Annotated in this window: 11 protein-coding genes and 1 pseudogene; 6 read left to right on the forward strand and 6 right to left on the reverse strand. The window is 28.7% G+C overall.

From position 1 onward, the window contains the following. The first annotated feature begins 58 nt into the window (after positions 1–58). Positions 59–1,249, forward strand: coding sequence for an Mbov_0401 family ICE element transposase-like protein (locus P695_RS0104300; RefSeq protein WP_028127010.1), 1,191 nt, complete (start codon positions 59–61; stop codon positions 1,247–1,249). A gap of 225 nt (positions 1,250–1,474) precedes the next feature. Here P695_RS0104300 and P695_RS0104305 read toward each other — a convergent pair whose 3' ends face one another. Continuing rightward, entirely contained in the window at positions 1,475–2,413 is a 939-nt protein-coding gene (locus P695_RS0104305; protein ID WP_028127011.1) for a hypothetical protein, read from the reverse strand. A gap of 491 nt (positions 2,414–2,904) precedes the next feature. Between P695_RS0104305 and P695_RS0104310 the strand changes: the two genes are divergently transcribed. Continuing rightward, positions 2,905–3,117 (forward strand): hypothetical protein, encoded by a 213-nt coding sequence (locus tag P695_RS0104310; protein ID WP_028127012.1) that lies wholly within the window; start codon positions 2,905–2,907, stop codon positions 3,115–3,117. A gap of 358 nt (positions 3,118–3,475) precedes the next feature. Continuing rightward, positions 3,476–4,039, forward strand: a complete 564-nt coding sequence (locus tag P695_RS0104315; protein ID WP_028127013.1) for an integrase core domain-containing protein — start codon at positions 3,476–3,478, stop codon at positions 4,037–4,039. A gap of 220 nt (positions 4,040–4,259) precedes the next feature. Here P695_RS0104315 and P695_RS0104320 read toward each other — a convergent pair whose 3' ends face one another. From P695_RS0104320 to trmFO, 3 genes are all read right to left on the reverse strand, one after another. Beyond that, positions 4,260–5,399 carry a formate/nitrite transporter family protein gene (locus tag P695_RS0104320; protein ID WP_028127014.1) on the reverse strand — a complete coding sequence of 380 codons (1,140 nt, stop codon included), beginning with the start codon at positions 5,397–5,399 and terminating at the stop codon, positions 4,260–4,262. A 102-nt stretch (positions 5,400–5,501) separates the two neighbouring features. Continuing rightward, a complete protein-coding gene (locus P695_RS0104325; protein ID WP_028127015.1) occupies positions 5,502–6,419 on the reverse strand; it encodes a type I phosphomannose isomerase catalytic subunit in 918 nt (305 codons plus the stop codon). Between the two features lie 10 nt (positions 6,420–6,429). Continuing rightward, positions 6,430–7,743, reverse strand: a complete 1,314-nt coding sequence (gene trmFO / locus P695_RS0104330) for a methylenetetrahydrofolate--tRNA-(uracil(54)-C(5))-methyltransferase (FADH(2)-oxidizing) TrmFO (RefSeq protein WP_211227799.1) — start codon at positions 7,741–7,743, stop codon at positions 6,430–6,432. 364 nt (positions 7,744–8,107) lie between these two features. On the opposite strand from trmFO, the gene P695_RS0104335 reads away from it, so the two are divergent. Beyond that, positions 8,108–8,875 (forward strand): hypothetical protein, encoded by a 768-nt coding sequence (locus P695_RS0104335; protein ID WP_028127017.1) that lies wholly within the window; start codon positions 8,108–8,110, stop codon positions 8,873–8,875. A gap of 14 nt (positions 8,876–8,889) precedes the next feature. Then, entirely contained in the window at positions 8,890–10,083 is a 1,194-nt protein-coding gene (locus tag P695_RS0104340) for a hypothetical protein (RefSeq protein WP_028127018.1), read from the forward strand. A gap of 44 nt (positions 10,084–10,127) precedes the next feature. Here P695_RS0104340 and P695_RS05635 read toward each other — a convergent pair whose 3' ends face one another. Continuing rightward, positions 10,128–10,790 (reverse strand): copper homeostasis protein CutC, encoded by a 663-nt coding sequence (locus P695_RS05635; protein WP_051437392.1) that lies wholly within the window; start codon positions 10,788–10,790, stop codon positions 10,128–10,130. 77 nt (positions 10,791–10,867) lie between these two features. Beyond that, positions 10,868–12,031, reverse strand: a complete 1,164-nt coding sequence (metK, locus tag P695_RS0104350; RefSeq protein WP_028127019.1) for a methionine adenosyltransferase — start codon at positions 12,029–12,031, stop codon at positions 10,868–10,870. A gap of 332 nt (positions 12,032–12,363) precedes the next feature. On the opposite strand from metK, the pseudogene P695_RS0104355 reads away from it, so the two are divergent. Further along, positions 12,364–12,630: pseudogene (locus tag P695_RS0104355) on the forward strand (leucine zipper domain-containing protein); the annotation flags it as partial.

A 12,630-nucleotide genomic window follows, 5' to 3' on the forward strand; every position in this document is an offset into this window, starting at 1 on the left:
ATTGAAGCACTACCACAATTCAAAGTTGTGGTTTTTTGTTTACATAAAAAGGAAAAATATGAATGCTAAATTTAAAGGTGTTTCAACACTTGAAAAAACAATTCAATCTTTAAATGAAACTTTAATTAAAAATCTCATTTTTGAAATTGAAAAATATGATTTTGAATGATTTAAAAATCGTGATAAAAAATTATGAAAAAAGACAACCAACAGAAAACGTTTTTTAAGAACTAAACAGGGAAAAATTCAATTTAGGTTTCGTGCTTATAAAAACAGTGAAACAAAAAAATGATATGCTCCAGCTTTAGAATCTTTTGACTTAGTTTCAAAAAGCCCAATTCCAAATTTTTTAAAAAAAGAAATTTTATTTAAGATTGATGAATTTCAACAATACAAAGCTGTAAAGGCTTCGCTTGGAGAATTGCAAATAACACACATGACAATTTCTACATATAACAGAAGTTTGGATTTGCATAAAATGGAATTTGAAAAAACCATTAGTGATAAACCGAAGCTTGTCAATAATCAAAAAGTATATATTTTTTTAGATGATGCCTATGCAACTGTCAAAAACAAACATATAAAAATATTACATAATAAAAAAGTAAAAAAACAAGTTAGAGTTTTGTCTTTTAATTTAGGACAACAACTTGATCCAGAATTAAGAAAAGAATCTCGTTTGATTTCTAAACGTGTTGGTTTTATTCCTTCATACGTGGGACTAAAATCAAAAGATATGATCGAAGAAACAATAGAATCTATAAAAATTTATGGATCTACATTTTATGATAATTTTGAAAATGCACAAATTATTATTGGTGGTGATGGCGACAAAACATTTAAAAAAATCGCTAAAGGATTAAATGCTATTTTATTTCTAGATAGATGACATGCACTAAAGTATTTAAAAGATTTCTTTATTCGTGGAAGAAAAAAATATGATTCTAAAAATCACCAACATTATGCACGTGCTTTAGAATTATTTGGTAATGGTGATTTTGAAGGATTAATGTCATTTATTAAACTTTTTTCAAATAGGGCTGCTATCGTTAAATATTTCAGCAGCAATAAAGAAGGGATTCAAAATAACTCATTAGATTATAATTTTGGGGTTTCTGTAGAGTCTGAGGTTTGTCGGCTAGTCAAATCCGTTTTAGGTTTTAGAAATAAAACATTAAATGATTTAACTTTTATGAATATGGTCACAATGAGAGCTTTTAAAATTAATAATCCGAATTTTAGTTTTTAGAGTTCTTAATCAACAAAAAATATTTTAAAATTGAATATTATAAAAATTCTACTTTTTTGAAGATAGAAATTTTTTGTTTTTGTGAAAAATTAAAAAAATTTTGAAATATTTTAAAAATTAAGTTATTATTAAATTATCAATAAATCTTTTTTAGATTTTCATAATTTTCTTAAAGACTCAATTATTAAAACTCAAATCACTATATCATCTCCTTAATTGGTATTTTTATTTGATAGCGTACTCCAATCATGCTATCAAAGCAGTTACAACAGCTAGTGCTGCAGAAGCTGCTGGGACAAATATTGATGTGGTCGCAGCAACCCCTGTAAAAATTTTTAAAATTTTTAAAACATTAGCAACAATTGAAACAATTTCTTTGGAATTTGCTGAAGGGTTATTTTCCAAATTATTTATAGCAACCCCTATTCCGGATGCAGCAACTCCTGCAGCTGCGCTTAATGCTGTTGATCCAATAGCAAATGGCACTGTTAACCCGATAGAAAATATTGCTGCAGCAGTGAAACCAGCGGCCGCAATGGCTGCTACACTAGATGTTGTAATTAAAGCCACTTTTGCTGTTTTCAATCTTTGAAGCAGCTCTTGATTGCTGATTGCTCTAAAACTTAAACTTTTTGGAATTAATATATTTTGTTTTAATGTTTTATTTATAAACTCAGTACTTTCCAATTGATAATTTTTATTAAAAGAACTTGAATGGTTTCTTAAATAAGAAACCACTTCATTGAACGGAATACCTTTACTATTAATTTCATTTAAAATTTGTATAGATTCCTTTTTTGCCACTTCAATATAATTCAGTAGTTCTTTTTTATTTATATTTTCTATTTGATTTTTTGATACATCATTGTGTTGATTAGTTAGCAATATTCCTAAATTAATATGATTTTTATTAATTTGTTCTTTAATATTATTAAAAAGATTTATAATCAATTCTTTAATTGTGTGTTGAGTCAAATCAACATTTTCAATTAATTGATTAATATTTTTTATTCCTATAGATAATTCTTTTATATCACTTTCTTTATTTATCATTTGTATTTTTTTATTTTGAATTTGGACGTGTTTTGGTGTTGAATGTGCAAAACTTGTTACCACAGATGAGGAAAGTGCTAAGGTAGCCAAAATGCTAATTAATGTTTTCATAAGATTTTTTCTTCCTGTTTTGTTTTGAAAAAACAAAACTTTTTTTAAAACATTATTTATTTTGTTTAATAATCTTCATATGAATTCGAGAAATTAAATAATTTCTCATATCCTGCTAGTTAAGGTTTATTTATCAAAAAAGTTCTAGCTTGGTATAATCTAGGATATTTATGATTTCGGTGTACTACTTTTAACATAAATTGAAATGTCAATTATTTAAATTTGATTATAAAAGTATGGATGCAAATAATGATTGATTGTTTACAAATACATCAACAATTTAAAAATTTATATTTTTAATCATTTTTTGATAGTGGTTAACCACATATTAATTTTAAATCAAAATAAAATCAAAATTGAAAAAATATCGTTAACATAACAAAATAATTGTGATAAGTAATAAAAAATGTAGTTAATCCTTTTTCGGGACACATAATCAAAATCACAACAAAGTGGTTGTAAGATTATATGTAAAGAAAGAGGATTTTATTATGGCAAGACAATATAGTCAGAGAGAAAAAGAAAATATGATTTTAGAATTCAAAAATTCTAATTTAAAAATGCAAAATTTTGTAGTTCCATACGATATTTCATATCAAGCATTTGCAAGATGATGCAAACAATATGATCAATTTGGGTCAAGTGGTTTAAGCGGAACTGATAAAGTCGAAAACCAGAGAATTAAAGAACTGGAAAAAAAGTAAAAAAATTAGAACAAATCATTTTGGAACAAAATGCCCAAAAGGAATTACTTCTTCTTTTAAAGCGAGAAATTGATAAAAAAAAGTAAATAAGTGGGAGCTAAATATTGCTAAATGTTTAGCGACCACAAAATTTTATGCAACAAATAAACAGTTTGCAATTCGTAAATTATGCCAATGAATCGGATTATCTAAAACTGTTTATTATCGTTGGATTCAAGAAAATAAACCTCAAAACCGTTGTCTAGATTATGAGCTACTTCTGACTATTGAAGATGTTTTTAGAAAAAGTGGTGAAACTTATGGGTCTAAAAGAATTGCTGAAGAATTAGGAATAAGTGCTAAAAAAGCCCTTAGATACATGAAATTTCGTGATTTAATACCAAATAATTACCACCCACCTAAAAAAGAAAAACCCCCAGTTCCTGAAAAAGAAGGCAAGTATGAACAAATTATTAAACCGAACATGGATCTTTCAAGATTTGGTGATGTGTTTGCAGTTGATATCACTGAAGTAAAACTTGGTGGTCAAAAATGATACACATGTGCGTTTTACAATATTAAAGAAAAGAAGGTTTATGGTCTTGTGAGTAGAACATACAAAGGCATAAAATTAGTGGAAGCATCATTTCTAAAAATGGTTGATGAATTTGGAGTATTCAAACCTAATTCAATTATCCATTCAGATAACGGATCAGAATTTAAGTCTTATCAATATCGTCTAATGTTAACTTACTTCGATCTAATCCCAAGTATGTCTAGAGTTGCTAAGTCAACTGATAATGGTTATATCGAAGGTTTTTGAAGTACAATGAAGCGCGAAGCTTTAAAAGAAAACTATGTTTACCGTAGTTTAGAAGAGTATGCTTTGAATTTGACGCACTATTGCAACTTTTACAATAATAACAGAATATCGATGTTGTAAAATATAGGTGTCCCGAAAAAGGAATCACTACATAAGTAATAAAAAAAATAAATGTTTCAATCAGCTCAAATTTTGTTAAGGATAAAAATGATAAAATTATATTGTAATTGCGTTTTTAAAAGTGAATTTATGTGAACTTTTGTATATTAATCTGTATTAAAAAAAACTTAGAATGAAAATTGCATTCTAAGTTGGAATTTTTATCTTGATAATGGTGTTTTTAATTGAAAATATCTTTGCGACTTGGCAATGGTTTTTGTTTAGTTTTTTTACTTGAACGTTTATACCAAGGTGTATACTGGTCATCATTATTTTGATTATTTAAGAAGTTTGGATTTTCACGAACAGCTAATGTTTCATTTAAAAATCTTAATCTTGCTTCTTTAATTAAAAGATCATCATAATCTTTATTAAAGAACCCCATGAAAGTTCCGATAATTAAAGCACCAACAAAGTTTCCAAGAATGGCTGGAAGAATATTTAAAGCAATAAACAATAGTGCAGTTTGTGAAGTGATTTCCCGATGGTCACTTGGTGACAATGCACCAATGACTAGAATTCAAGCTCCATATCAATTAGCAACACAATGTTGATAACCCCCAATGGCAAAGAAAAATAAAACAACAAGATACATAATCATTGAGGCAACTGTATTTCCCTTAGTTGATTTAGCACCTTGAGTTGCTAAACAAATTAAAAAGTTACATAAAATCGCACTAAAGAACACTCATGAAATAGTTTTTCAAACTTCCACGCTAGTAACAGCATCGCCATTAACAAGTGCGGTTCCCACACTATAAATTTTATCTAAACCAAAACTTTTATAAGCAAAAACAAATAAAGCATCATTCGTACTGAAAGCACCAGATAAAAATAAAATCCCAATAAAAATAGCAATACCCAGAATGTTTCCTAGATAAACAAACATACAAGCCTTTAAAAAGATTGATCATTTTTCAACTCTTCGGAACATTGTCCGGTTATATCACATATGTGCAGTGACAAATCCACCACCCAAAAAAGAAATTAATAAAATCACTCCAGCAAATAAAGCTCCAGTTAATAATTTGGTGATTGAAGGATTACCCATTTTATATGTGGCATACAATACAGCTGTATAAGCCACCCCAATTCAAATTCCGGCTAATAACCCACCAAAGAATTGTTTAATTCAACTTAAACGTAATCCATCGGAAATTACTCTAAAAGTATGGATGTATCCATAATTATGATATGCCACATCTTTACTATATAAAGGTGTGTAATCAACTTGTTCTAATTGTTGAATTTCTGTTTTGATTTCATCATTAGACATCTTGCGGGTAAGTTTTTTAAAGTTAAAAGTTTTTTTCTGTTTCATTGTTCTCATTTTCTGTTTTTTAAATTAACTTTAATATTATAGGGTATTTTTAATTTTTTTAAAGTATTAAATAAAATGAAAAATACAAAAAGTAGCATTATGCTACTTTTTGATTCAAGAAACTAAGATTTTCATCTCTCCCGCTGCTTGAATATCTTGGATTTCACCTAAGCTAATAGCTGATTCCCCAGCTTTAAATGCTTGACCATTAATTGCACCACTACCAGTTAAAATAGTGAATTGCAACCAATATGGAGTTTCATTTAACACCAATTTTGGAGTGGTGGTGGTATCTCAAATATTAATTGAAAAATAAGTACTTGAAAAAATTTGCCCAGTTTGCTGTCTAACAATTTGATCTGGAGAATCTGGAATTAAAGTGCAATTAATTGAATCTTCCAGATCTAATCGACGAGGATGCCCATTAGCATCAAGACGATCATAATCATAAAATCGATAAGTAATATCACTTGATCTTTGCACTTCACAAACAACAACATCTGGAGTAATTGCATGAATTTTCCCAGGTTCAACATATAAGAAATCTCCTGGTTGCACAGCAACTTTTTTTAATAATTGATCTCATTGGTTGTTGGCAACCATCATTTCTAGTTCTGCTCTTGTTTGAGCATGATGACCATAAATTAAATGTGCATCCTGAGGAGCATCTAAAACCAATCAAGATTCAGGTTTACCTAAACAATGGTGTTTTTTTAATGCATAAGCATCATCTGGATGCACTTGCACAGATAAATAATCATTGGGAGTAATAATTTTCACTAATAATGGAAATTCCCCTTGATAATCACCAAATAAATGACGATGAGCTTCAAAAACACTTTTTAATGATTGATCTTTAAATTTTCCCGTTGTTAAAAAACTCATTCCATTTTCATGGGCAGAAATAATTCAAGCTTCACCAATTTTTTGATTTAACGGGATATCAAATCCCATCTTTTTTAAACCATCTCCTCCTCATAATTTTTCTGAGAAGAAAGGTTTTAATTTAATAATTTCCATGACATACCTCTTATTTAATTTTAAACTCAATAATATTTTTTATTGAGTTTAAATATTTTTTCATTTCATCTTGAGATTTAGAATAATAACTTTCACCAAGTGCTTCATTAAAATCTTTTTTCATAATACCAAGATTAGCTTTCATTGGTTTTAATTGTTTAATTTTTTCATTTGTTACATAATTATGTAATGCCCCCATTACTGTAGAAGAAGACATTTTAGGTAACTTTTGATGCATCACTGAGGCGATAATCCCTAAACTAGCAATAATCCCACTCACACTTGATTCTACATATCCTTCAACTCCAGTGATTTGCCCAGCAAAAAAAACATTTTTACGACGCATCACTTGGAGTTTATTATTTAAAATTTTCGGAGAATTAATATAATAGTTTTTATGCATCACACCATATCTCACAATTTTTAAATTAGCTAATCCGGGTAATGTCGATAAGACTCTTTGTTGTTCTGGTCATTTTAAGTTCGTTTGAAAACCAACAAAATTATATAAACTATCAATCGCATCATCTTGTCTTAATTGGACAACTGCATAAGGTGTACTACCATCTGGTTTGATTAAATGATTGGGTGACATTGGTCCATTTAATAAAATCTTTTTACTTTCTTTAGCCATCACTTCAATTGGTTGACATCCTTTAAAATAAATTTCTTTTTCAAATTCTTTCGTTTGCACAGTTTCGGCATTTTGTAATGCTTCAACAAAATGATTGAACTCAGTTTCGTTTAATGGCAGACAAATATAATCACCTTGTTTTTGATTATGTCTTGATGCTTTATACACTTGTGAAAAATCAATACTATTTTTTTCAATAATGGGAGCTGATGCATCTAAATAAAACAATTTTTGTTTACCGATTAAACGTTCGATTTCTTTTTTCATGGCCTCACTTGTTAATGGACCAGTGGTAATTAAAGTCAAATCATGAACATCATCAACAAAATCCACTTCTTTGTTGATAATGTTAATTTTAGGATGATTTTGGATTTGAGTGGTAATATAATTAGCAAATTGTTCACGATCAACAGCTAATGCATCATCACTTGGAATACAAGTTGCATATGCGGCTTGAATAATTAAAGAATTGAACATTTGCATTTCTGCTTTTAAAATCCCCACAGCATTTTTTAAAGATTTTGATCTTAAAGTATTAGAACAAACTAGTTCGGCAAAAGCATCTAGTTTTTGAATCGGATTTTTAGTAATGGTTTTGCATTCATAAAGTTCCACTTCAAATCCATGTTCTGCTAATTGATATGCAGCTTCACATCCAGCCAATCCAGCTCCAATAATTTTTATTTTCATAACATTAATATTATATTATGAGTTGAGATATAAAAGGCATGAAAGATTATTTTAAAATGTTAAATTAAAGGCATTGTCAGTTGAATTTTGACTGCTATAAATCTTTTTGTTAAATAACAAATACTAAAGCAATAAAAATATTACTATTTATGATTTTATCAAAAAAAAGCTTAAAAAATGAACTAACTCATATCCAAAAAGTACTTTCAAGCACTTATAAGTTTTTTTGCATATCATTTTTATTAAATACAATAAATTTGTTGTTTTTTATTTAAAAAAGAATAAAACATTAGTGTAAATGCACTTAAAATGGAAAAAAATGGAAATAACTTGTGTATTTATGTATGGAAGGAGTTTTAATAATATGAAAAAATTATTAATCATCTTGGGCAGCTTGGCAATAGTTGGTTCTAGTGCCGTTACTACAGTTGCTTATACAAAACATGATGTGATATCACAAAAAAACAATGTCTCTCTTACAACAAAAAAACAAATTGATCACAAGGGAAATAAAATAGAAAGCAAAATTCAAGAATTTGAAGATTGACATAACAACCTTACAATTGCTCAACAACAAGAAGCATATCAAAATTATATGTCTGCATTGATTATTGATGAAAATAATTTATTTTTAGGAATTAACATTGATAAGTTAGATAAAGATTTATTTTCAAATAATATATTAAAACAATTACAATCACAAAATTATTACAAAAGCATGGATAAAATTGATGTTTCACTATATTTAAATGATTCACAAATTGTTAAACAACAATTAACTAATAGAATATTTGATGGGTGACAAGTTTGAACTGAAGCTAAGTGATATTGATTCGGGTGATGAAAATTATGTTTTAATGATCAAGCATCAAAAGATATTGCTAATTTCTTTGGTTCAACAAATAGTGATGCCATAGGTGCAACTGGAGATATTTTGGAAGCCGCAAGCAAAGCTGTTGCAAATATATCAAGTTTGCTTTCAAAAATTTTTTCTTGATCCCCAGTGTTTCTTGGTGTAGTAATAGCATTTTTACAAGCTAATGCTTGAATTTTTGAAAAAAATAATGATGGTAATGGTATTTGAATTGGTTTTTTTGGAATAATTCCTTATATGGGTTGAGGATCAAATTAAGATAGGAATAATTTATGAATAAAAAAGGAATTACTGTATTAGGTGCTTGCTGAATTAGTTTTGTTACCAATTCTATGGTTGCATGCATCTTTATGATTATAGCGGGGTTGTTGCCTGGCGGATTTGGATGAGAAATCACATTGGAATTTAGTATTTTTCTGACTTTGGGAATCATATATTTGACAGGTTTTATTTTGTATCAAAAAGATATAATCAAATGAAAAATATCTCAATATATCTTTCCGCATAAAAAACCCAAAGTGTATAAAAATATGTTTTTATTAAATTTAATGAGTTATTACATTGGTGGAATTTGAATTGGAATTGTAAGGGTTTTGATAATGACTGGCATTGCTTTCCCACAAGTGCAAACAACTCAAGCTTATTACATTCTATTAGCACTAGTTGTTATATGATTAATAATTGGTTTATTAGAAACTATTAGTGGAATTGGTGCTTTAGTTACACATTTAAGTGATCATCGTTTTCAAAAATACACAAAATATTTTGCTTTAATGGGTGGAATATTTGGCGTGTTTTATGGGGTTTATGAATTTTGCAATCAAGAAGAAGCTGAAAAATATGCTGCAAATCAAATACAATTCAAAAAAAACACTGTGAATAAATTTGGCATTACAATATTGGGTGCAATATTATTAACAATAATAATTGAAGCTTTAATCATTTCACCACTCTTAATTGTGGTGGGGATCCTCTTGGCACAAATCTGATTTACTATCATTGGTTGTATTTTATTGGTAGTTACAGCAATTTATTTAATATTATATTTAATTCATAAAAAAATAAATTGAAAAAATAAATCTTTAGTTCCTATTTTTCCGAAAGATAAACTAAAAAAAAGTATTGATTTATCTTTTATAATTAATCTCCATCTTTTATATACTACTTTTGCATTAATTTTGAACATACTAGGATTATTATCCCGCAATTTAGATTCAACCAATCAAATCATCATAATTTTCTTTTTAACTCTAAATTCGATTGGATTCATCAGTGGTTTAAGCATTTATTTAATACAACGTTATGCTTTGAAATGAAAACACTACATTAAGTATTTGGCATTGTTCTGTTTCTTTATTGGTATGATTTATGGAATTTACCTAATTTTGAATAAAGATGAACCAAGTTCAAATGCAATTGATTTAGAAAATAAGCAAGATAATAATCAATCAGAAACAAGATTTTAATTAACAAAAACAGAGATATGATATCTCTGTTTTTGTATATTCTTTTAATTTAATAATGCTTTCATTTGATTAATTTTAGCAATCGAAATTGGGGCATCTCATGATTTGGTTTGACGAATAGCAGTACCCACATGAATATCATCGACCACTTGTTTAATGGCTTGAATGTTATCAAAACCTACACCACCACCAGCTTGAATAATAACTAATTTAGTTTCAGTTAAGGTTTTTAATAAATCAAGTGATTCATCAATCTTCTCTCTCCCTGATGTTAAAACAATTTCGACACCTAACTCATGTAAATCTTTTAAACCTTGAATTTGGTCAATAACTTCTTGAAAAGCCCGATGACAAACAATTTGCTTACCTGGTAATAAATTAATAATTTGTTTAAAACGTAGTTTGTCAATTTTGTTGTCTGGAGTTAAAAATCCCATCACAACCCCATTCACTTTAGTAGTTGCAATAAATTTAGCATCATCTAGCATTTGGGTAAAATCTTGATCCGAATAGACATAACCAAAATCATTTGGTCTTAACATGACATTAACTGGTAGTTTTGAAACTTCTCCAGCTTCTTTAATTGCTTGATGGTTTGGGGTTAACCCCCCACGTTCTAATTCAAAACAAAACTCAATACGATCAGCCTGACTTTGATTAATTTGTTTGATATCTTCAATGCTTGTGGCAATTACTTCTAATTTCATTTTACTCCTTTAAGAAATTTTAAATTTCTTAGTCTTTTTCTTCCTCTTTTTTTGTATACGATTTTATGCCTAGACTTTTAATAATTGCTTGGACTAGATAATTTCTTATCCAAATATAGTTTTAATTGTTCCACTTTATCAGTTTCTTCTCAACGTAAATGATCTTTACCAAAATGACCATATGTCGCAGTTTTTAAGAAAACTGGTTTTCTTAATTCTAAGGCATTTAGCATATGCGAAACTGAGAAATCAAACTCATTTTCTAAAGCATTCATAATCAATTCATCTGCAACGTGATTAGTGTGAAAAGTATCAAAATAAATGGAAATTGGTTTAGCTTTACCAATTGCATAACTTAATTGAATTTCAATTGTATCAGCTAAACCAGCTGCTACAATATTTTTTGCTGCATATCTTGCATAATATGCAGCACTGCGATCAACTTTAGTTGCATCTTTTCCTGAAAATGCTCCCCCGCCATGATGACCATAACCACCATAAGTATCGGCAATGATTTTTCTACCAGTTAAACCAGTATCTCCTTTAGGACCACCAATTGTAAATTTACCAGTTGGGTTAATTAACACTTTAAAATCAGTATTTAAATGATGTCTGGTTGCGACAACATCCATAATTTCTTCTTTAATGAATTTTTTGAATTCCTCTTGATTATAAGCAGGATGATGTTGTACAGACATTAAAATTGTATCAATTTTTGGTTCATGTGCTTTGCTGTAATTTAAAGTCACTTGTGATTTCATATCAGGTTTAGCTCATTTGAAAGCACCATTTTTTCTGAGTTTTGATGCTAAGTGCATTAAGTCGTTAGCAATCGTAATGGCAAATGGCATATATTCTTTAGTTTCACTATTGGCATAACCAAACATAATCCCTTGATCACCAGCTCCCATTTCTGCACCATCAACTCCCATCGCAATGTCTGGGGATTGAGTGTTAATTTTGACATCAATGTGCATTGTTTTTCAATGCACACCAAATTCTTCATCATCATACCCAACTTTTTTCAGAATTTTACGAGCAGTTTTTTCATAATCAACAACAGCTTTAGTTGTAATCTCTCCCCCAATTACCATATAGTTGTCTGTGACAAACACTTCACAAGCCACACGTGAGTATGGGTCTTGTGTTAAACAAGCATCTAAAATCGCATCACTAATTTGGTCACACAGTTTATCTGGGTGACCTTCACTAACAGCTTCGCTTGTAAAAAATTTTTTCATATTTTCTCCTTTTTGAACTAAATAAAAATCGCTTCTAAAAAGACGCGATTAAATTAATATTAATACTTTGAGATGTTGGCTCATTGACGGTATTAACCCTTAATTTAAGCACCCATCTAACTGGGTTGCTACCACTTCATAAAGTTGTTTCTTTCGGTGGTTCTGAATAAGTCTTTTTTATGTATTTAGTTACAAAATTAATAATAACATATTTTTTAATTAGTGGATCAAAATTCTTTTGATATTAATTGCTTTATGTGATTATCATACGATTATGTCATAAGTATTTATCACTCGATTTTGTCAGTAAAATAATAACGAGGTGATAAATCATGAAAGGTGCAAAACTTAACATGAAAGAAAAAGAAATATACAAAGTTATAAAAGATTTTGAACAAAATAAAATACCATTAAAATTAGCAATTAGAAGAAGCGGTGTTTCTGAACGCCAACTTTACCGTAAATTAGCCATTTTCCGAAAAGAAGGCATTGATGGTTTTGCCCATAAAAATCGTGGCAAAATTCCGTCAAATAAAATTACCAGTTTGCAAAAAAATGAAATAAAAGAACTCTATGAAACAAAATATTATGACAATAGT

This window comes from Williamsoniiplasma lucivorax ATCC 49196 (assembly GCF_000518285.1).
Lineage (GTDB): Bacteria > Bacillota_I > Bacilli_A > Mycoplasmatales > Mycoplasmataceae > Williamsoniiplasma > Williamsoniiplasma lucivorax.